The organism is Lonsdalea quercina subsp. quercina (assembly GCF_000688695.1).
Lineage (GTDB): Bacteria > Pseudomonadota > Gammaproteobacteria > Enterobacterales > Enterobacteriaceae > Lonsdalea > Lonsdalea quercina_D.
In genome coordinates this window covers 91,808-112,323 of record NZ_JIBQ01000009.1, presented here as the reverse complement: position 1 = coordinate 112,323, position 20,516 = coordinate 91,808, and the positions used below count along the sequence as shown (strand labels likewise).

The window sequence follows — 20,516 nt, the reverse complement described above, 5'->3', positions numbered from 1 at the left end:
AGTTTATGCCATTAGCGCTATAACCGGTCTTTTCTCTAGACTCTATCCAACATCGAACTCGTGTCATGGAGACAATATGAAAAAGTGGCTTCCCGTTATCCTGGCGACGGTTTTGCTAGCCAGTCCGTCGCTGCGAGCGGCGACACCGCCGAATACGCTCGTGGTGGCGATTTCCCTCAACGGAATTATCAGCCTGGATCCTGCGGAGAGTTTTGAAACGGTCAGCACCAGTTCGCTGGATGCGCTGTATCAGGCGCTGGTGAAAAGCGATCGCGTTAACCCGACTCAGCTCAACCCCGACTTAGCAACATCATGGCAGGTCGGCGCGGACGGACGCAGTCTGATCTTCACGCTGGATCCGAAAGCCACCTTTGCCTCCGGCAACCCGGTATTGGCAGACGACGTGATTTACTCGTTCACTCGGGCGGTGAAGATGAACAAAACGCCGGCGTTTATTTTAAACGAGCTGGGCTGGCAGCCGGAAAACGTGGATGCGCAGTTCAAAAAGCTGGATGACCATCAGTTGGAGGTCCGCTGGCCAGCGGATATCGGCAGCGATCTGGCGCTCCGGCTGCTGTCTTCCGGGGTGGCGTCTGTCGTCGACAGCAAAGTGGTGTCCAGCCATAGCGTCAACGATGATTTTGGCAGCGGCTGGTTGAAAAATCACTCCGCAGGGAGCGGCGCCTATCAGCTCCGCAACTATATTCCGCAGCAGGCGCTGGTGCTGACAGCCAACACGCACGGGGTGAAACAGCCGAAGCTCAATCAGGTCATTTTGAAGGATGTGGCCGATCCGGGCGCGCGTCGGCTGCTGTTGATTCAGGGCGATGCCGATGTGGCGTATGATCTGGGCGCGGATCAGTTCAGCGCACTGGCGAATCAGCCGGGCGTCAGGATCAGCACTTCGCCGGGCGGCAAAATCTACTATCTCGGCTTCAACACGCAGGATAAACAGGCGCCGACGCTGGGTAACCCTGCTTTTTGGCAGGCGGCACGCTGGTTGGTAGATTATGAAGGGATCTCGAAAAATCTGCTTAATGGCCAGTTTATCGTGCATCAAAACTTCCTGCCGGAAGGGTTTGATGGCGCGGCGAAAGAGCAACCCTTCAAGCTGGACGTCGATAAAGCGAAGAAAATTCTCAGCGATGCCGGTATCAAACCGGGCACTCGCTTTGCGCTCACCGTGATCAATCAGCCGCCGTACACGGACATTGCACAGGCGCTGCAGGCCAGTTTTGCTAAAGCCGACATCCATATCGACGTGCAGCCGGTGGTGGAAAGCGAACTGTGGACGAAAATGCGTTCGCGTCACTTCCAGTCGATATTTGTTTACTGGGGCCCGGACTACATTGACCCGAATACGAATGCCAGCACCTTTGCCTATAACGTGCCAAACGGCCCGAAAACGCTGGCCTGGCGCGNGGGTTGGGATATTCCGGAGCTCAGCCGGCAGACGCAGGCGGCCGCCGCCGAGCGCGATCGTGAGAAACGGCAAGCGTTGTACCAAACGTTACAACAGGAGATTCGTGAGCGTTCTCCGTTCGTCGTGACGCTTCAGGGCTTGCGTCTCGTGGCGGTGCGCGACAATCTGAAGGACGTCAAACAAAGTCTGGCCAACTCCATGTTGTATTACGACGATATCTCCAAGTAGAGCGGCCACGCTTCCCGGCGTCTCGTTTCGCCGGGACAGTGTGGTTACTGCGGTGAGCGAGCCGCAAAACAAAAAACCACCGACCGCGAGGCCGATGGTTTTTTTATGCCCGTATCAGAAGGGCATCTACCGATGAAGTCGTGCGCAAGGCATTACCAGCCGACGCCCAGTCCCAGCGAGTACAGGGTGTCGTTGACATTGCCCTGAACGCTTTGCGTACGGTTGCGCGCCACCTGCATGCTGACGGAAGACCAGTTGGTGAGCTTATAGCGCAGGCCCGCGCCGGCTTTGAAATACAGTCTGGTCGTTTCGTCGAAGGAACGTCCGACTTCGCCTGTGGTGAAGAGCTGCGTTTTCTTACCGGAGAAGTAACGGCTGTAGTCCCATTTCAGAGCACCAGCAAAGAAGTCGTCCTGACCGCCTTCCTGATAGACGAACTGCTGGCTGCTCACCAGCGCGGTCACGGAGAAGGCGCCTAAATCGTTATCCCAGAACTGATAACCCGGACCGGTACCGATCGCGCGGCTGATTTTGATTTCTTCCACCCAGTCGCGTTTGTATTGGTAGCGGCCCTGCCAGAACCAGTTTTCGTCGATGAATTTATCCAGCGCATATTCACCCCCGACGTTCTTGGTGCTGTCTACGTCGTCTTCCTCGGCCATATGGTAGCCGGCGTCCAGATTATGACGCCATGTGCCGTGCAGAAGTTTGGTGCTCAACACCACATCGTGATTGTTGGTGGTTGTCGAGCTCTTCTTGTGGGACAGGCTGGCGTCGATGTTGCCCTTCCAGGAGAGATCCTGCACCAGCGGCTTAGGGACGACCATAGAGTTGATGTCGCTCAGCGCCAGCGTGCCTTCGTTCGAGGTCCCAGCCTGATCGCCGCCGTCGCTCAGCGGCTTCTGTACCACAATCCCGCGGGTTTCCGCCGGTTTGATGGCTGGGTAGAGCACACCCTCTTCATACCGGTGGCCCTGGATGACCATCGCATGGTCGGTCTGGAAGGTTTTAACCTTATCCCAGGAAACGGACAGCGTATCGGCATAGTCCGTTTTGATGAACAGCTTGCCGCTGTCCAGCAGGGTAATTTGTCCAGTGACTTTGTCACCATTGGTGAGCCAAAGGGTATCGGCGGCGTAGCTGGTGGAAACACCCGCGACACTCAGGCCGACGTACAGGCCGAGAGTGGATAGTGCAAATTTGGAATGTGTCATGTTGTGAGATAAACAAATGGTGACTGATGTTGAAAGACGTCCTTGAGACGTTCGGCCGTTAGAACACCGGTTGATGCCGGCGCCGCAAACATTAACAGGAAACGAGTCGTGTCTCTAGGCATAAGTGAGTATCAATTAGAATGTAAATCGTTATAACCGAGGTCATTAATGATTTACCGGTATAACCCTGTGGGAAGCCCAAGCTTCCCACGGCGAAACGATTAAGCTGCGCTGCTCGACTCCGTGAGTCGGCGGTTCAGAAAGCGGTCTGTCAGTGCGTTACGTATCCGCACCACAACCTGTTCCTGAAATATGACGCACAGCGCCACCGTCGTTAATAGGAAAATGCCGTAACCGGTCATTGAAAGCTGTACTTGACCCGCCGTAATAACGCACTGAGACCAGTTGCTGAAGCAGGTTATGGGATTGGCCCGGACCAGCTGTTCAAGCGTGCGGTAAAGATTAAATAATGGCACATGCAGCGCAAAGATGGACAACGACGCGGCGCCCAGTCGCGGGGACCATTTTCTGATTAACTCGCTGCTGGGATCGCGGGCTTGCGCCGACAAACAGACTAGCAGGACCTGCGAAGGCAGTAAAAGTCCGTTGTGCAGCAGGAAGTACCAGTGCGCTCTGCCGCGGGTAAACAGAACGGTGGCGATGATGAAACAGACCACAATAAATGCCACCAGCCCTCTGCGCTGACGCGCTGTTAACGCGGGGACGACGCCGTCTTTGTACTGTCGAAAAATCGCATAACCCAGAATCCCCGCCAGAAACTCGGGCAGCCGGAATAGGGGGCCGCGTTGCAGCAGACCGGTATACGGCATGCCGTACAGTTTGTGCCAGACCACCCATACCGCGGGCAACAGATAGAGTACGAAGATGAACGCCAGCCAACGGCGCGGATAGCGGCTATTCATCAGCCGGGGCGCCAGCAGCGGAAACAGCAGATAGAAGAAGAATAGGGTGGATAGCGACCACAACGGCGCGTTAAAGGTCAGAAAATAAGGGTTCCACGCCTGTAGCAATAACAGCTGTAACAGGCTGTTGAACGTGAGCTGCACGTTATCCATATAGTGACGCAGCGTGGCCGGATCGACTCCGGGCTGATTACTGTCGTATATCACGAACCGCGCGCTGGCTACCTGACCTTCCGGTGGAATTGCCAGCCACTGCATTAACATGACCACCAGGATTGAGCTGACAAGGCCGATGATGTGAATGGGGTAGAGATTGAACAGACGCTTGGCCATAAATCGTCGGGCCGGTTCACGTAGCTGACCGTCCCGGATATACACGTGGGCGAGTAAGAAGCCGGACAACACGAAGAAAGTGCTGGTCGCAAAGAACCCCATACTGGTCAATTCATCCAGAAACGGGATGTTGAATCGCTGAGGATAGACGTGCAGCGTGTGGTAAATCATAACGTAACATCCCAGCAGAAAACGGAGCCATTCAAGTCCGATAAACCGCTCTTTACTGACTTTCATCTCTATCCTCCGTATGCCTGGCTGCCAGGGTTTAAACAGTACAATTGACTCAGTTTAGGAAAAGAATGCGGAAATATATCTAGGAATCGGGCGATAAATGCTTTGGATACAACGCTAAGCATCCCTCACACAGTCGTTGAGACGGTACAGCTAAAGGGGCTTTCGCAGGTGAATGGCACCTGACTGCGAGGCGCTATTAACTAATAAAAAGGCATTCCGGTCTAGTCGTTTTTTTTGTGATGAAATGTGACTTTTCCGCCTGTTACGGCGACGTGAAGTCCTTTAAAAACAGAGGGCGGTCAACAAACCAGCAGTCAGATGTATTGGGCGGTACAACGTGAAATTTTGACTATACTTAACCTCGGTTTCGAATTGCGATGGTTAATTAACCATTAAGCTGCGATCCATTTTAATGGGCAAACAGGTCAGTCACTAACTAGATGAGGTAGGTATGGGCATTCTTTCATGGATTATCTTCGGTTTGATCGCGGGTATCCTCGCCAAGTGGATCATGCCGGGGAATGATGGCGGCGGTTTCTTCATGACGGTACTGCTGGGCGTTATTGGTGCGGTTGTCGGCGGGTATATCAGTACCTTCTTCGGCTATGGCCGCGTAGACGGTTTCAACTTTGGCAGCTTCATCGTAGCCGTTATCGGTTCTCTGGTGGTGCTTTGGATCTATCGTAAAATCCGCAGTTAGCCTGTAGCGATCGTTGTCCGCATCTGATGGGGTGCGGACATGAATAAAGCCCCTGTCCGTCTTTTCCCCTCCTTTTATTTCTTCTTGTTATCGCTGTCGTCATCCTCATTTACTTTTGTTACTTAAATTTATTATTTATTTTTATTAGAATAATCGTTTCAGCCGATCGGTCCTGACTCTCCCGCGCCGGCCAACGGATCTGGGCGGCATTCTTCCTTTTTTGATATCCTTCGGGACTCGAAAATATTTAGCATTTGCTTAACAAAGGCACTTCGATAATTGATGCTTGTCATAATATCCCTGTCAATCGCGATAGAACCAGTCAGATTAAGTTGCTTTAAATCAATTTAACCCGCATGCCTCGGTGATAGGATTGCCGCCAGTTAACATTTAAAATCAATGGATATGGTGAAAAAAGATGAGTAGCGCATTTTATATTCCGGCAGTAAACCTGATGGGTGAAGGCTCTTTACAGGAAGCGGCTAAGCAGATTCAGGCACAGGGCTTCAAACGCGCGCTGATTGTGACCGATAGCGTACTGAACAAAATCGGCGTGGTCGCCACGGTGCAGGCTTTGTTAAATGAACATCAGGTTTTCAGTGCTGTATATGATGGCGTGCAGCCTAACCCCACGGTCAAAAACGTGGATGAAGGACTGAGCTTGCTGAAGTCCAACGACTGCGACTGCATCGTTTCTCTGGGCGGTGGTTCTTCACATGACTGTGCGAAGGGGATTGCGTTGCTGGCAACCAACGGCGGCCAGATTGCTGATTACGAAGGGGTAGATAAATCACATCGCCCGCAGCTGGCGCTGTTCGGCATCAACACCACGGCGGGTACCGCTTCCGAAATGACGCGCTTCTGCATCATCACTGATGAAGTGCGCCACGTGAAAATGGCTATCGTCGATCAAAACGTCACTCCGCTCATGTCCATCAACGACCCTGCATTGATGGTCGGTATGCCGGCGTCTCTGACGGCGGCAACCGGTATGGATGCGTTAACGCATGCGATCGAAGCCTACGTTTCAACCGCCGCAGATCCGATCACGGATGCCGTTGCGATCAAAGCCATTGAGCTGATTCGCGACCATTTGAGCAATGCGGTACACGACGGCAAAAATATGGAAGCGCGTGAGCAAATGGCGTATGCGCAGTTCATGGCGGGAATGGCCTTTAACAACGCCTCTTTGGGTTATGTGCATGCAATGGCTCACCAACTGGGCGGCTTCTATAACCTGCCGCACGGGGTCTGCAACGCCGTACTGCTGCCGCACGTCGTGCGTTATAACGCCGCTGTTGCCGCCGCTCGCCTGAAAGACGTAGCGAAAGCGCTGGGCGTTGACGTCACTCCCCTGAGCGACGCCGATGCCGCCGAAGCGGCGATTGCGGCTATCGTCAAACTCTCCAGCGACATCGGTATTCCGACCGGCCTGAAAGCGTTGGGCGTTAAAGAAGAAGACTTCAATACGCTGGCGGACAACGCCCTGAAAGATGCCTGCAGCCTGACCAACCCAAGACAGGGTACGCATGCTGACATCGTTTCCGTCTTTGCGGCCGCGATGTAATTCAGGTGTCATGTATTTATGAGGGCGGCGTAAGCTGCCCTTTTTTACGCCCGGAGAATGAAGGCGATAAGGCGGCGGGTTGTTCACCCAGCCCAGGGAATTGCATGAGAAGCATGACTGACGGCGACACGCTAACGAATGTCGCCTATGACTGGCGCGAAAAGACTCGCGTCAGTCTGACCGCCTTCACTTAAGGCGGTTTTCGAGGTGTGGAGAGGGGAAATTAATGTGTGGTGATCACATCTAACGCCCGCAGATTTTCCGGCATCCAGGAGAGTTTCACCCCGGTGCCGACCTTCCAGGACGGATCCACATCGCTTGCCGGTAGTTTGACCATAAACTGAGATTGCCCCGCAACGTCGGTCATCATCCGTACGTGATCGCCCAGATAGATAAACTGACTGATACGCGCATGCACCTGCTGCGCGCCGGGCTGTAGATGTTCGGCGTTGATTTTGACCCTTTCCGGACGGATACACACTGAAATCGTTTTGCCGGGGGAGCTAGGGCGGACCTTCAGCGCTTTCAACACGGTGCCATCTCCCAGCGTCACGTTGTAATAGTCGCCGTCGCTGCCTGACTGCGTGCCGATCAACGTGTTGTTCTCGCCGATAAACTGCGCCACAAACGCATTTTGCGGGCGTTCGTAGATATCGTTGGGGCTGTCCATCTGCTGGATGATGCCGTCATTAAATACCGCCACCCGGTCGGACATCGTCATCGCTTCGCTCTGATCGTGAGTCACATAAACCACCGTCAGCTCCAATGCGCGATGCAGCTCTTTGATCTCCAATTGCATATGTTCACGCAGCTGTTTATCGAGCGCCCCTAGCGGTTCATCCATCAGCACCAAACGCGGCTCGAACACCAACGCGCGCGCCAGCGCCACGCGCTGCTGTTGTCCGCCGGACATCTGCGCCGGATAGCGGTCGGCCAGACTGGTCAGTTTTACGCGATCCAGCACGCGGTCGACTTTCTCTTTGATGTCGCTGCGATTCAGGCGGCGGATGGAGAGCGGAAAGGCCAGGTTTTCCGCCACGGTCATATGCGGAAACAGGGCGTAATTTTGAAATACCATGCCGATGCCGCGTTGATGCGCGGGCTGATTATGCAGCGGGGTATCGCGTAACAATATCTCTCCCTGCGTCGGGGTTTCGAACCCGGCCAGCATCATCAAACTGGTGGTCTTACCCGAGCCGGACGGGCCGAGCATCGTCAGAAATTCGCCTTCCTGAATGTCCAGATTCAGGTTCTTGACGACCAGACGATCGCCATCATAGGTCTTTTGAATATTTTTGAAGCTGACAAAGTTTTTCATTAAGGCACTCTCTCACTGTGTCTGTATTCAACGATTGATGCATAAATCATGCCTGCTTGAAAAATTGAGGGGGACGACGCGGAAGTGTCGCTGGGATGACCCGTGCGTTAGACCATGGTCAGGACGGATATCTCAAGGTCGTCACGAGGGAAAGGACGTTCGTGGCTTGCCGTTATTAACGAAAGAATGACTGGGCAGGTTGAACAGTTTTTCGACACGGTCAGCGCGATGGTAAAAGAGGTGATGCCTCATAATGGTGAATGCATTGAGGGAGTAAGGCACCAAAATAGTGCCTTCGACGTACGCTATTAAGCCTGCTTGGCACGGGTCCGCATCTCCTTCAAACAGCTCACGATCACGGAGAACGCCCGCGCCATATCTTCCTCTTTAACGCAGGCGTATCCCAGCAGCAGACCGCGCTGGGGGCGAGGGTGGAGATAGTAGCTGGAGAGGGGTTTCACCATGACGCCGCGCTGGATGATGCGGCTGCTGAGCAGTACGTCGTCGGTCGCCTCGGGCAGCCGTAGAATCAGGTGCAGGCCCGCGTTGCTGTTATAGCCCAGGTAGTCTTCGCCCAGATGTTCTACGATCAGCTCGCTAAGCAATGCCCGGCGGCGGCCGTACAGCAGGCGCATCCGGCGAATATGCGCGGCATAGTGGCCCTCGCGCAGAAACTGGCTCAGGGTCAGCTGCGTCAGCATGTGACCGCCGCGGTAGAGCTCGTCGTGACCGGTTTTAAGCTCTCGCGCCAGATGCATCGGCAGCACCATGTAACTCACCCGCAGACCCGGATAGAGCGTCTTGCTGAACGTGCCGATATAAATCACCGGTGGTTGATTCTTCAAGCCACGCAGCGCCGGGATCGGGCTGCCGGAAAAGCGAAATTCGCTGTCGTAGTCGTCCTCGATAACCCAGCTGCCGTGCTCCTGCGCCAAGGCGAGCAACCGCTGGCGACGCGCCAGGCTCATTACCGCGCCCAGCGGATACTGATGCGATGGCGTGACGCAGATGAGGCGCGGTATCGACTGAGGCGAAATCGTTTCAGGCGGCACCATACCTTGCTCGTCCACATCGACAGGCGCAATGCGCAGCCCGTTGATGGTCAGCACATTGCGCATCCCCCAGTAGCACGGCTCTTCCAGCCAGGCCAGATCCCCCGGGTTGCAGAGCATTTTCGCCAGCAGATCCATCGCCTGATGCGTGCCCTCGGTGATGAGAATCTGCTCAGGTCGGCACTCCACCGAACGTGCGACGCGCAGATAGTCGACTAACGCTTCTTGAAGTTCAGGGCTGCCGCCTTTCGGCGAATAGGAAAGCTGTTCCGGTTTCATGCGACGGGTGATGCGCGTTTGCAACCTGCGCCATAAATCGTGCGGAAAGCAGGTGATATCCGGGATCCCCGGCATGAACGCCCCCCACTGACGCGCCGACGCACCGGTATAACCGAGCAGGTTCATTCCGCGACGCGAAAGCTCTTGCACCGCGGGCCGAACGGCGCCTTCGCTGTTGTCCCGCAGCGGGGGAACGGTGACGGACGGCAGTTGCTCGGTGACATACGTTCCGCTGCCGGTGCGCGTTTCGATATAGCCCTCCGCCAACAGCTGTTCGTAGGCGGCGATCACCGTATTGCGCGACAGCGACAGCTGCTGCGCCAAGTCCCGTGATGAGGGCAGACGACAGCCGGGAGCGATAGCGCCTTCCAGGATGGCTAGCCGAATCGCGTCATTCAACCGTTTATTCAATGTCCCATCCTGCTGGTTTTCCAACCCCTGCAACAGCAGGTCTGTGAGTAGCGAGCGCAAATTGGATCCCTCAAATTTTATAAACTGGCACTGGATTATAGAACCATGCAGGAGGTAAATAGCAACAACAGACGTCAATCGTCAGCCGCAAGCAATGCGTCAGTCCATCGAATCGGAGTCAACAAAATGAAAAATAGCGAACTCAATCAACGTCGTTTGGCGGCCACACCGCGTGGTGTCGGCGTCATGTGTGATTTTTTTGCGGCCAAGGCGGAAAATGCGACGTTATGGGATGTGGAAGGTAATGAATATATTGACTTTTCTGCGGGTATCGCCGTACTGAACACCGGCCACCGCCATCCCAAACTGCTGGCAGCGGTGCGCGAACAGCTGGAATGCTTTACGCATACCGCTTATCAAATTGTGCCATACGGCAGCTATGTCACCCTCGCGGAGCGCATCAACGAACTGGCGCCTATCGACGGCCCGGCTAAAACCACCTTTTTCACTACCGGCGCAGAAGCCGTTGAAAATGCAGTTAAAATCGCGCGGGCGCACACCAAGCGTCCGGGGGTTATCGCCTTCGGCGCCGCTTTCCATGGCCGTACGCTTCTGACGATGACCCTGACCGGCAAAGTGGCCCCTTATTCAACGGGTTTCGGGCCGTTCCCCGGATCCATTTTCCATGCGCTCTATCCCAATGAGCATCAGGGCATCAGCGTTGAACAGGCGATGGAAAGCATCGATCGCCTGCTGCACACGGACATTGCCGCCGATCAGGTTGCGGCCATTATTCTTGAGCCGATTCAAGGCGAAGGCGGCTTCAATGTGGCGCCGCCGGAATTTATCAGCGCGCTGCGCAAGTTGTGTGACCAGCACGGCATGTTGCTGATTGCCGACGAAGTTCAGAGCGGCTTCGCGCGTACCGGCAAAGTGTTCGCCATGGAGTATTACCAGGACAAGGCGGATCTGATCACGATGGCGAAAAGCCTCGGCGGCGGTTTCCCGATCTCCGGCGTCGTGGGCCGTGCCGACGTGATGGATGCGCCGGGGCCTGGCGGACTGGGCGGCACCTACGCCGGTAACCCGCTGGCGGTCGCTTCCGCGCTGGCCGTGCTGGATGTGATCGAACAAGAGCAACTGTGCCAGCGAGCGCAGAAGCTGGGCGCTACACTGGTAGAGACGCTGGAACAGGCGAAAGCGCACTGTCCGGCAATCGCGGATATTCGTGCTCGCGGTTCGATGGTCGCGGTGGAATTCAACGACCCGCAGACGGGCAAACCGAGCGCGGAAATCACCAAAAAATATCAGAAGGCGGCGCTGGACCAGGGGCTGCTGCTGCTGACCTGCGGCGTGCACGGCAACGTCATCCGGTTCCTGTATCCGCTGACGATTCCCGATGCCCAGTTCAGCCAGGCCCTGGCGCTCCTGTCCCGCGTTCTGTCTCAGTAAAGGTGGCTTCATGCAATTGAAAAATAAAACGTTATTTCGTCAGTCATGTCTTATTGACGGCCAATGGCAGGATAGCCTGAGCGGCGAAAAGCTCAGCGTCAACAACCCGGCCACCGGGGAGACGCTGGGGACTATCCCGTTGGTGACGGCGGAACAGACTCAACTAGCGATCGACGCGGCGGAAAAAGCGCTGTCGTCCTGGCGTCAGCGCACGGGCAAAGAGCGCGCCGCCGTACTGCTCGAATGGGCGCGTCTGATCCGCGAAAATCAGGCCGATCTGGCGGCGTTGCTGACGGCCGAGCAGGGTAAATCTCTGGCGGAAGCGTCCGGCGAAATCGGCTATGCCAATGCGTTTATCGAGTGGTTTGCGGAAGAGGCCAAACGCGTTGAGGGGAGCGTGCTCCAGTCTCCGCAGGCTAATCAGCGACTGCTGGTGCTGAAACAGCCTATCGGCGTAACGGCGGCCATCACCCCGTGGAACTTCCCGGCGGCGATGATTACCCGTAAGGCCGCGCCAGCGCTGGCGGCAGGCTGCACCATGATCGTCAAACCCGCCGAACAGACGCCGTATACCGCCTTGGCGCTGGGTGAATTGGCTGTTCAGGCCGGCATTCCCGCCGGCGTTCTGCAGGTCATCACCGGCGAAGCGCCGGCGGTGGGCAAAGTGCTGTGCGATAGCCCGGTCGTTCGCAAATTAAGCTTCACCGGCTCGACAGAAGTCGGCCGTATTTTGATGGCCCAAAGTGCGCCGACGGTGAAAAAACTGTCTCTGGAACTGGGCGGCAACGCGCCGGTGATCGTGTTTGATGACGCCGACCTTGAACTGGCGGTGAAAGGCATCATGGCCTCCAAGTTTCGCAACAGCGGGCAGACCTGTGTCTGCGCGAATCGGATCTACGTACAGCGCGGGATTTATCCGGCGCTGGCGGCCCGGTTGGTCGAAGAAGTCAAAAAACTCAAGGTCGGCGACGGCACTGAGCCGGGCGTGACGCAGGGTCCGCTGATTGATGAACAGGCCGTCGACAAAGTCCGTCAGCACATCGACGACGCGTTGACGAAAGGCGCCACGCTGCTGCTGGGCGGCAAGTCCCATGCGCTGGGCGGCACGTTCTTCACCCCGACGGTGATTGGCGACGTCACGCGCGATATGCGGTTTGCGCGCGAAGAGACCTTTGGTCCGGTCGCTCCGCTGTTTCCGTTTACGGATGAAGCCGAAGCCGTTGCAATGGCGAACGACACCGAGTTTGGACTGGCGGCCTATGTTTTCACGCGTGATGCCGTTCGTCAGTGGCGCGTGCCGGAAGCGATTGAGTACGGCATGGTCGGCATCAACACCGGGCTGATTTCCAACGAAGTCGCGCCGTTCGGCGGCGTCAAACAGTCCGGGCTCGGTCGAGAAGGATCGCGCTTCGGCATCGAAGAGTATTTGGAGATGAAATATCTTTGCGTGGATCTCACGCCAACAGCCTGATGCCGCACTGACGCGGAAGACCATGCCGTGTCATCTCTCCGTTACATCGTGGTGCATTCGAACTCACTGAATGCACCACGCTAAAGCAAATTTTCCCCAGAACGCTCCCCCTATAAAATCGTGCGCACTGCACATGTTCAGGCGATGTCCTTATCCCGCCCAACGCCGCCTGAATTCCCCCTTTTTTGCCCAAAGTGGCACGAAATATGCTTTTACAAAGAGGGGATTCATCACCACAGCAATGACTGTTCACACAACTCTAAAGTGCCGCCGTTTGGCATTGCGTTCACACTTTTACCAGGAGCCAGATTATGTTGAAAAAATTTGCTTTATCCGCGCTGATTGTCGCAATGAGCTCTCAGGCCTGGGCCGAAAACCTGACCGTAATTTCCTTTGGCGGCACCAACAAGGATGCGCAGGACAAAGCGTTCTACAAGCCGTTTATGGCGGCGGGCAAGGGCACGATCGAATCCGGGGAATATAACGGCGAAATGGCGCGCTTGCGCGCTATGGTTGAAACCGGCCAGATTAGCTGGGACATCGTTGAAGTCGAAGGGCCGGAGCTGCTCCGCGGCTGTAACGAAGGACTGCTGGAACCGCTGGACTGGAAAAAACTGGGAGACCCGTCCCAGTTTGTGAAAGGTTCTGTTTCCGAATGTGGCGCCGGGATCTTCGTCTGGTCGACGGTGCTGACCTACAACGCCAACAAATTGAAACAGGCGCCGACCAGCTGGGTCGATTTCTGGGATGTGCAGAAGTTCCCCGGCAAACGCGCCTTACGTAAAAGCGCCAAGTTCACGCTGGAAATCGCCCTGCTGGCCGACGGCGTGAAGCGTGAAGATCTGTATAAAGTGCTGGCAACGCCCGCCGGCGTGGATCGCGCGTTCAAGAAACTCGATCAAATCAAGGCCAATATCCAGTGGTGGGAGTCCGGCGCACAGCCGCTGCAGTGGCTGGTTTCCGGCGATGTCGTGATGACCTCCGCCTACAACGGCCGCGTGGCCGTAGCGCAGAAGGAAAAGCCGGGCATCAATATCGTCTGGAAAGACAGCATTTACGATCTGGATAGCTGGGCCATCGTAAAAGGCTCGAAACACAAAGCGCTGGCGGAACAATTTATCGCCTTTGCCAATAAGCCGGAAAATCAGAAGGTCTTTGCGGAAAACATCGCCTACGGCCCTACCAATATCAAAACCAACGAACTGCTGCCTGCCGCCATTCGCTCCAACCTGCCGACAGCGCCGGAAAACCTGGAACAGTCTCTGGCAGTGGATACCGAATTTTGGATCGATCACGGGGAAGAGTTGGAACAGCGCTTTAATTCCTGGGCTGCTCAGCAGTAATCCCGCGACGGTCTGAAAGAGTAAGGAGAAAATTGATGACCCAGAACGAAAGGGTGGCCGCCGCGCCACCGGCCGAGCCACTGGAAAACACCAGCCTGAAACAGCAGCTGCGTCATGCCCAGTCGCGTTATAAAAAACGTTCGCTGCTGCTGATCGCGCCGCTGTTCCTGTTTATCCTGGCCAGCTTTCTGTTTCCCATTTTTTCGATTCTGGGCAAGAGCGTATCCAACCCTGAACTACGTACCCATATGCCCGCCACTATCGCCGCGTTAAAAGCGTGGCCGGGCAATGAGGTTCCCGATGAGGACGTGTTCAAGGCGTTGATTGCCGATCTCCGTCAGGCCCGCAGCGGCGGGCAGGTGGCAGCGATCACCAAACGGTTGGGGTATGAAGATGGTCAGTACCGTACGCTGGTGAACCGGACGCTGCGCAAAATGCCGCCTGCCGACACTCCCTCGGTGCGTGAACAGCTTATCGCCGATCAGCCCTTGTGGGGGGAGGTAAGCACCTGGAAAACCTTCCAACGCGCCTCCCGTCCGTTCACTAGCTATTACCTGCTTGCCGTGTTCGACCACCGGGTCGATCCGCAGACAGGAGAGATTACGGCGCAGCCGCCGGAACAATCTCTGTATATCGACGTACTGTTGCGTACGCTGAAAATGGCCGGTGTCGTGACGTTGCTGTGCGTGGGGCTGGGCTACCCGCTGTCGTACTGGCTGGCTAAACAGCCATCTAATCGCGCCAATTTGCTGATGATTTTGGTATTGCTGCCGTTCTGGACCTCGCTAATCGTGCGCACGGCGAGCTGGATTGTGCTGTTGCAGTCCGGCGGTCTCATCAACCGTTCGTTGCTGGCGCTGAATATCATCGACCATCCTCTGGTGTTGGTGTTCAACCGCGTCGGGGTTTATATCTCGATGACGCACATCCTGATGCCGTTTTTCGTCCTGCCGCTCTATGCGGTGATGAAGGGGATTTCGCCCAACTATGTTCGCGCCGCCATCTCGCTGGGCGCGCATCCGTTTATCGCCTTCTGGCGCGTGTATGTGCCGCAGACCTATGCCGGAGTCACGGCAGGCGCGTTGCTGGTGTTCATGATGGCCATCGGCTACTACATCACGCCCGCGTTGCTGGGCGGGCCGGCCGATCAGATGCTGAGCTACTTCGTAGCATTCTTCACCAATACCACCATGAACTGGGGGATGGCGGCGGCGCTGGGAACGCAGCTGTTGGTGATCGTCACCTTGCTGTATGTGGTCTACATCCGTGTGACTCGCACCAACGCTGAAATTGCCGCGCAATAACTGGAGGACAGGGAAATGAGACAACAAGGCGCGCTGGTTATCCGTTTGTGGAATGCGTTCTTTAATTTATACGGCGCGGCGATGCTGCTGTTCCTGATTGTACCCGTGCTGGTGATCGTGCCGCTGTCGTTCAATGCGGGATCGTTCCTGAGCTATCCGCTGGCCGGTTTTTCACTGCGCTGGTATCGCGAGTTTTTCCACTCCAGCGAGTGGCTGAGCTCTCTCGGCAACAGTCTGCTGATTGCGCCGCTGGCGACGTTGTTGGCGACCGTGCTGGGCGTTCTTGCCGCGGTCGGACTGGTGCGTGGCGAATTCCGTGGTAAATCGCTGGTCATGGCGGTGCTGATTTCGCCGATGATCGCGCCTGTCGTGATCGTCGCCGTCGGCATGTTTTTCTTCTTCGCCAAACTCTCGCTGCTGAACAGCTATCTGGGTTTGGTGCTGGCGCATGCGATGCTGGGAGTACCGTTCGTGGTCATTACCGTCACGGCCGTACTGAAAAACTACGATCAGAACCTCACCCGCGCCGCCGCCAGCCTGGGGGCGCCGCCGCTGCTGGCCTTCCGTAAGGTCACGTTGCCGTTGATCGCGCCCGGCGTGTTTTCCGGCGCGCTATTCGCGTTCGCGACATCCTTCGATGAAGTGATTGTGACGCTGTTTCTGGCCAGTCCGCGACAGCGCACGTTGCCGCTGCAGATGTTTGCCGGGATCCGTGAAAACCTGGACCCGACGATCGCGGCGGCCGCGTCGATGATGGTGGGGGCCGCGCTGCTATTGCTGATCGTGATGGAAGTGCTGCGACGTCGCGGTGAAAAGCTGCGCGGCGCGCAGCACTAAAACCGACGAGGTCATGTATACGGTAAAGCCCCGGGCACGTCGCTCGGGGCTTTGTTATAGGTGGGTTATTCCGGCCGCGACGCGCGGGGCGGGTAATCCACCCCGCCGTTGGGCGGCCGGCAGCGCCTCAGGCGCGCTATCGCCAATTTCCAACCTGACAGCGCGCCGAAGCGGCGGATAGACACCAGCGCGTAGGTCGAGCAAGAAGGGTGAAAACGACAGCGGCCGCGGATCCTGTCGGGCGCATACCTGCGATACAGCATGATTAGCCGCAGACTCAACCCACGCAATATCATTCGCGTTTTTTTCGAAACGTGATGACGTAGTAGTTCACGACGCCCGTCTTGTTGGTGCTAAAACAGCCGGGCTGTTCTTCGATGCCGATGGTATCGACGCGCTGAAACTCCCATCCGTCTAGCGCATAGTCGTTGACGACATTTTCGAGATATTGGGCCGCTATTCCTTGTTTGTTGTCCCGCGCTTTCACCGAAATATTGGGGGGGATCTGCACCATCTTGTATTGATACATCACTATCATCCTTAATGTTAATTTTTTTAATGTTATCACCAGGGGTGGATAAGTGAAAGCGGTGCTCGTTGCTGTAAATGGTGCAAAAACAGGGTGATATATTTTAATGACGTATGGTAAAGGTAATAAACATTATAAATATTAATGTTTTGGTGGCGCGCCCCGATCGCAATACTGGGGCCACGGTGCGGCGGCAGGCGAGTGCCTGCCGCGGGCGGAGCAATCAGGCATCCGGCGAGGAGATGTAATCGGTATTGGGCGCGTCGTCGTCCTGAATAATGGACTCGAAGCTGCGCAGACGTTTATAGATCGACAGCAGCTCTACTATCGTGGTCCAGGAGTTGATCAAGTACTGGAACGAACTGCGGACCTGGTCGAAGACATTGTTGATCTGCGACATCAGGCCCAGCGTGAGCGCCCCAGCCACAATGGAGGGCAGCAACACGACAATCCCGAAGACGTTGTCCACCTGCAGATACAGCACGCGCGCAATGTTGAAGTAGGTGTAGTGGAAGTACAGCCGGAAGTAGTTTTTTCGCACGTTGGTAAACAGCTCGCGCACGGTCGGCGGCGTAGCGCGATCGGCATGATCTTCCCCGTAGACCAATTCCTTACGGTAAGCCGCTTCTACGCGCTGGTTATTGAACTCCAGTCCCGGCAGTTTGATTCCGATAAAGGCCAGCAGCCCGGTGCCCGCCAGCGACCAGATCAGCGCGGCGATAAGGAGCGCATAGGGGATTTGGCCGAGGATCGGCACTTCTTTGACGTGGACGGAAAGCGTGATCAGCACCGGCAGGAAGGCGATCAGCGTCATGACCGACTGAATCAGATTGACGCCGAGACTCTCGACCGTAGATGCGAAGCGCATGCTGTCTTCCTGGATACGCTGGGCGGCCCCTTCGACATGGCGTAGCCGAGGCCAGTGCGTCATGTAGTAGTCGTTCATCGCCATTCGCCAGCGAAAGACGTAGTGGCTGACGAAAAACATATTCAGCACGCCCACCACCACCGCACACAGCGCGATCCCCAGAAAGACCGCCAGTTCGTGATAGAACGCGCCGATGGTGACGGCGTGCGGGGTGCCGAGCGCTTTCTGGATCAGATCGTAGAAGGGCACGTACCAGGCGTTAACCGCGACGCCGACTTCCACGGAGAAGTAGGTGACGAAGATAATCAGAGCCGAACCGAGAATGGACCAGCGCTGCCAGCGGTGCGGGCTGAATATAAACCAGCAGGCCGAAAACAGACCGACGGCGATCGCATAGTAGCCGTAAAACCACAGGAAGGCCGGGCTCCAGAAACGGGCGGCGCTGGTGGGCAGCGGCTGATCGGTCAGATTCAGCAGATTGGCCCCCAGAGGGCGGGCGAAAGCGTACCAGATGGCGATGCAGATCAGCGTCCAGATCGCGGCGGAAGAGAAGAACAGTTTGGGATGAGGAAAAAACGATTTGAACATAGAGTTTGTCTTACCTGTTAAACGCCGATGCACAGAGTCGGCTGCCTGCCGATCGGATCGCGGCGGTCGTTGCCGGGCAGGCGATTCTGCGCTGAGTTCAATGGATTACCATGCTTTGAGTAATACCAGATAGTGAACGGATGTGCAGGATTATATTGAAACTATTTCTAAATTTTTACCCGATGGCATGCTGTTTTCCACTCGCGTGACGGGCGACTTTCTCCGTCTTGTTAGCAAGCGATCGTCACCTGACCGGCTCGTTATCCATATCGGTTACCTCCGCCATGCGCGAGGTGTCCTGCTCCAACTGTCGCAGCACCCGATAGACCTGAGCGACGGCCTGTAGCGTGTCTCTCGGAATGTAACGGCCTTCCGGCTGACGGTAGAGCGTGCGGGCAAGCCAGACGAAGCGAATCACCGGGATGTTGGCCTGATGCGCGCGCTCGATGAGCTGGCGCGCCTCCGCATCTTCGCCTTTGCACAGGATGCGCGGCAGCGGGGTTTGTCCCGGCCGGTAAAACAGCGCCACCGCGTAGTGGGTAGGGTTGACCAGCAGTAAGTCGGCATTTTCCACGTTGCCTGCCGGACGCGGCTTGGCTGGCGCGTTAAGGATGTCGCGCGCCAGCGACTTACGCTGGCCTTTCATATGCGGATCGCCCTCGGAATCCTTGTGTTCGTTGCGAAGATCTTCATGACTCATCCGCTGCTGTTTCAGGAAGTAGTATTTCTGTAGTCCGAAGTCGAGTACGGCCAGGGCGAGCAGCGCCGCCAGCGTCGTGCGCTCCACGCGCTGGAGTACCACCGCGACGCCGTGCCAGAAGCCATCCAGGTCGCCGTAAGCCAGTTCGACCAACCACTCCAACTGCGGGATAACCACGTGATAAAAGATAATGCCGATGGTGACGGTCTTCAGGATGTTGGTCAGCATCTCCGTCAGCTTGCGCATAGAAAACATCTGCTTGATCTGATTGACGGGATTGAGCCGGTTAAAATCGACTTTAAGCGCCTCGGGGGCGAACAAAGGGCCGTATTGGATCCAGGCGCCGACAATTCGCATCAATATCGCAATCGCGACGGTCAGCAAACATAACGTTGCCAACAGGCTGAGCGCCTCGCCGACGATCTCGTTGACCGCGTGTCCGAAGGGATCGGTCAGACGTTTCAGCGGCAGTTGCATCAGCATTTCCAACTTTTCCATGCCGTGATTGACCAGCGCCAGGATCATTTCCAGCAGCGCGGCGCTAATCAACAGCTTGGGAATGTCCTGACTTTGGCCGACTTCGCCTTTGCGACGCGCATCACGTAGCTTCTTCGGGGTCGGCTTTTCGGTTTTTTCGCTCATGCGTCAGCCTCTGCGAGCCCCTCAGGGGAGCGCGGGGAAAAACTGCGGCAGTACGTGTTTCAGGTCCGGCAGCGCCAGAATCCGCCCCTCGGCAAGATATTGCAGCACCGGCAGGTACACGATGAAGAACGCCATCCCGGCGAGACATTTGGCGGGCACGGACAATACATAGACTTGTAACTGCGGGCTATACAGACTGAGTATGGCGATGCTGAACTCAAGCAGTAGCAGCAGCGCCACCAGCGGCCCGGCGAAGATGACCAGATGCGTAAAAGTGTCGGCCAGCAGGTCCAGATAGGCATGGAAGCCGGTTTCGCCGAGCGGCGGCAGCCACATCAGCGCAGGCCACAGGCGATAGCTGTCCCAGAGCAGCTGCGTCAGCCCGGAGAGTCCCAGCGTCAGCAACAGCATCAGTCCCAACAGTTGCTTCATCATATGGCCGAGGGGCGTTGCGTCGCTGCCGAGCGCGGGGTTGAGTTGTCCGCCGATCAACGCGCCGCGCTGGTTATCGAATAGCGCCCCCACGGACTCGAACAGCCAGAAAGGCATCGCCAGAATGCAACCCAACAGGAGCCCGACCACCAGCTCCTTGAGCAACAGGCCCGGCAATAGCGGCCAACTCAGCGTCGTGTCCTGCATTTGCTGCTGGATGGCGGCGGCCGGCACCAGCGCCAGCGCCAGTACGATGGCATTTCTGAGCAAGCCTTTCACCAGCGTGAACGAAAACAGTGGCACCAGAAACAGGCAGGGATAGAGTCTGGCCATGCCGAGCGTCAGGGCAAAGATAAAGTCATAAAGACGTTCGAGAGTGGCGAGGGTCAGCATCGTGGCCTCATGCGCGGGTTTGTTCGATCATATTGAAAGCCAGCAGGGTCAGCTGGATCAGTTCGACGCCAATCCAGCGACCGGTCATGGCCAGCACCAGACCGACCGCCACCAGCTTGATGGCGAAAGGGAGCGTCTGGTCCTGTAGCTGCATGACGGCTTGCAGCAGCGAAATCAGGACGCCCACGATCACGGCGACGACCAGCGGCGGCGCGGACAGCATCACAACCAGCACCATGGCCTGTCGAAACAGATTCAAAATTTCCACATTC

18 protein-coding genes are annotated in these 20,516 nt (G+C 56.4%); 8 read left to right on the top strand and 10 right to left on the bottom strand.

The window, feature by feature from the left end; genetic code table 11:
* Positions 1-76 precede the first annotated feature (76 nt).
* Entirely contained in the window at positions 77-1,651 is a 1,575-nt protein-coding gene (locus SB13_RS09800) for an ABC transporter substrate-binding protein (protein WP_026740181.1), read from the top strand.
* Positions 1,652-1,803: 152 nt separating this feature from the next.
* Here the strand turns inward: SB13_RS09800 and SB13_RS09795 are convergent, their stop codons facing one another.
* Together SB13_RS09795 and SB13_RS09790 are read right to left on the bottom strand one after the other, a co-directional pair.
* Positions 1,804-2,865, bottom strand: coding sequence for a DUF481 domain-containing protein (locus tag SB13_RS09795; protein ID WP_026740180.1), 1,062 nt, complete (start codon positions 2,863-2,865; stop codon positions 1,804-1,806).
* A gap of 221 nt (positions 2,866-3,086) precedes the next feature.
* Positions 3,087-4,358 (bottom strand): acyltransferase family protein, encoded by a 1,272-nt coding sequence (locus tag SB13_RS09790; RefSeq protein WP_026740179.1) that lies wholly within the window; start codon positions 4,356-4,358, stop codon positions 3,087-3,089.
* Positions 4,359-4,809: 451 nt separating this feature from the next.
* Between SB13_RS09790 and SB13_RS09785 the strand changes: the two genes are divergently transcribed.
* A complete protein-coding gene (locus SB13_RS09785; RefSeq protein WP_026740178.1) occupies positions 4,810-5,058 on the top strand; it encodes a GlsB/YeaQ/YmgE family stress response membrane protein in 249 nt (82 codons plus the stop codon).
* Between the two features lie 418 nt (positions 5,059-5,476).
* Complete coding sequence (gene yiaY / locus SB13_RS09780) at positions 5,477-6,625, top strand: L-threonine dehydrogenase (RefSeq protein ID WP_026740177.1); 1,149 nt, start codon at positions 5,477-5,479, stop codon at positions 6,623-6,625.
* 223 nt (positions 6,626-6,848) lie between these two features.
* Here the strand turns inward: yiaY and SB13_RS09775 are convergent, their stop codons facing one another.
* Positions 6,849-7,943 (bottom strand): ABC transporter ATP-binding protein, encoded by a 1,095-nt coding sequence (locus SB13_RS09775; protein ID WP_026740176.1) that lies wholly within the window; start codon positions 7,941-7,943, stop codon positions 6,849-6,851.
* A gap of 308 nt (positions 7,944-8,251) precedes the next feature.
* The gene (gene pdxR / locus SB13_RS09770; RefSeq protein ID WP_026740175.1) at positions 8,252-9,745 is read right to left on the bottom strand and encodes a MocR-like pyridoxine biosynthesis transcription factor PdxR; all 1,494 of its coding nucleotides are present in this window, start codon (positions 9,743-9,745) and stop codon (positions 8,252-8,254) included.
* A 126-nt stretch (positions 9,746-9,871) separates the two neighbouring features.
* Here pdxR and SB13_RS09765 point away from each other — a divergent pair, with 126 nt between their 5' ends.
* The 5 genes from SB13_RS09765 to SB13_RS09745 all read left to right on the top strand — a co-directional run bounded on the left by SB13_RS09765 (position 9,872) and on the right by SB13_RS09745 (position 16,092).
* Positions 9,872-11,137, top strand: a complete 1,266-nt coding sequence (locus SB13_RS09765) for a 4-aminobutyrate--2-oxoglutarate transaminase (protein WP_026740174.1) — start codon at positions 9,872-9,874, stop codon at positions 11,135-11,137.
* Between the two features lie 10 nt (positions 11,138-11,147).
* Entirely contained in the window at positions 11,148-12,608 is a 1,461-nt protein-coding gene (locus tag SB13_RS09760) for an NAD-dependent succinate-semialdehyde dehydrogenase (protein ID WP_026740173.1), read from the top strand.
* Positions 12,609-12,919: 311 nt separating this feature from the next.
* Positions 12,920-13,951, top strand: a complete 1,032-nt coding sequence (locus SB13_RS09755; RefSeq protein WP_026740172.1) for an ABC transporter substrate-binding protein — start codon at positions 12,920-12,922, stop codon at positions 13,949-13,951.
* Between the two features lie 35 nt (positions 13,952-13,986).
* Positions 13,987-15,255: an ABC transporter permease gene (locus SB13_RS09750; protein WP_026740171.1), complete on the top strand. Its 1,269-nt coding sequence runs from the start codon at positions 13,987-13,989 to the stop codon at positions 15,253-15,255.
* Positions 15,256-15,270: 15 nt separating this feature from the next.
* The gene (locus tag SB13_RS09745; protein ID WP_026740170.1) at positions 15,271-16,092 is read left to right on the top strand and encodes an ABC transporter permease; all 822 of its coding nucleotides are present in this window, start codon (positions 15,271-15,273) and stop codon (positions 16,090-16,092) included.
* Between the two features lie 65 nt (positions 16,093-16,157).
* Here SB13_RS09745 and yidD read toward each other — a convergent pair whose 3' ends face one another.
* The 6 genes from yidD to sctS all read right to left on the bottom strand — a co-directional run bounded on the left by yidD (position 16,158) and on the right by sctS (position 20,512).
* On the bottom strand, positions 16,158-16,388 hold the full coding sequence (yidD, locus tag SB13_RS18170; protein ID WP_072000235.1) for a membrane protein insertion efficiency factor YidD: 231 nt from the start codon (positions 16,386-16,388) through the stop codon (positions 16,158-16,160).
* Positions 16,385-16,621 (bottom strand): hypothetical protein, encoded by a 237-nt coding sequence (locus SB13_RS09740; RefSeq protein WP_026740169.1) that lies wholly within the window; start codon positions 16,619-16,621, stop codon positions 16,385-16,387. The genes yidD and SB13_RS09740 overlap by 4 nt, the downstream gene beginning before the upstream one ends.
* Before the next feature lie 223 nt (positions 16,622-16,844).
* A complete protein-coding gene (sbmA, locus tag SB13_RS09735; protein WP_026740168.1) occupies positions 16,845-18,077 on the bottom strand; it encodes a peptide antibiotic transporter SbmA in 1,233 nt (410 codons plus the stop codon).
* 244 nt (positions 18,078-18,321) lie between these two features.
* Complete coding sequence (gene sctU, locus SB13_RS09730) at positions 18,322-19,419, bottom strand: type III secretion system export apparatus subunit SctU (RefSeq protein WP_026740167.1); 1,098 nt, start codon at positions 19,417-19,419, stop codon at positions 18,322-18,324.
* A 21-nt stretch (positions 19,420-19,440) separates the two neighbouring features.
* Positions 19,441-20,244: a type III secretion system export apparatus subunit SctT gene (sctT, locus tag SB13_RS09725; RefSeq protein WP_026740166.1), complete on the bottom strand. Its 804-nt coding sequence runs from the start codon at positions 20,242-20,244 to the stop codon at positions 19,441-19,443.
* Positions 20,245-20,251: 7 nt separating this feature from the next.
* A complete protein-coding gene (gene sctS / locus SB13_RS09720) occupies positions 20,252-20,512 on the bottom strand; it encodes a type III secretion system export apparatus subunit SctS (protein WP_026740165.1) in 261 nt (86 codons plus the stop codon).
* Between the last annotated feature and the right edge of the window lie 4 nt (positions 20,513-20,516).

Bases quoted from the DNA above. Each gene is read 5' to 3' on its own strand.
- SB13_RS09745 (WP_026740170.1), top strand. From the start codon at position 15,271: ATGAGACAACAAGGCGCGCTGGTTATCCGTTTGTGGAATGCGTTCTTT.
- SB13_RS09750 (WP_026740171.1), top strand. From the start codon at position 13,987: ATGACCCAGAACGAAAGGGTGGCCGCCGCGCCACCGGCCGAGCCACTG.
- SB13_RS09795 (WP_026740180.1), bottom strand. From the start codon at position 2,865: ATGACACATTCCAAATTTGCACTATCCACTCTCGGCCTGTACGTCGGC.
- yidD (WP_072000235.1), bottom strand. From the start codon at position 16,388: ATGATATTGCGTGGGTTGAGTCTGCGGCTAATCATGCTGTATCGCAGG.
- SB13_RS09765 (WP_026740174.1), top strand. From the start codon at position 9,872: ATGAAAAATAGCGAACTCAATCAACGTCGTTTGGCGGCCACACCGCGT.
- sctT (WP_026740166.1), bottom strand. From the start codon at position 20,244: ATGCTGACCCTCGCCACTCTCGAACGTCTTTATGACTTTATCTTTGCC.
- sbmA (WP_026740168.1), bottom strand. From the start codon at position 18,077: ATGTTCAAATCGTTTTTTCCTCATCCCAAACTGTTCTTCTCTTCCGCC.
- SB13_RS09760 (WP_026740173.1), top strand. From the start codon at position 11,148: ATGCAATTGAAAAATAAAACGTTATTTCGTCAGTCATGTCTTATTGAC.
- sctU (WP_026740167.1), bottom strand. From the start codon at position 19,419: ATGAGCGAAAAAACCGAAAAGCCGACCCCGAAGAAGCTACGTGATGCG.
- yiaY (WP_026740177.1), top strand. From the start codon at position 5,477: ATGAGTAGCGCATTTTATATTCCGGCAGTAAACCTGATGGGTGAAGGC.
- SB13_RS09785 (WP_026740178.1), top strand. From the start codon at position 4,810: ATGGGCATTCTTTCATGGATTATCTTCGGTTTGATCGCGGGTATCCTC.
- SB13_RS09790 (WP_026740179.1), bottom strand. From the start codon at position 4,358: ATGAAAGTCAGTAAAGAGCGGTTTATCGGACTTGAATGGCTCCGTTTT.
- SB13_RS09775 (WP_026740176.1), bottom strand. From the start codon at position 7,943: ATGAAAAACTTTGTCAGCTTCAAAAATATTCAAAAGACCTATGATGGC.
- SB13_RS09740 (WP_026740169.1), bottom strand. From the start codon at position 16,621: ATGTATCAATACAAGATGGTGCAGATCCCCCCCAATATTTCGGTGAAA.
- SB13_RS09755 (WP_026740172.1), top strand. From the start codon at position 12,920: ATGTTGAAAAAATTTGCTTTATCCGCGCTGATTGTCGCAATGAGCTCT.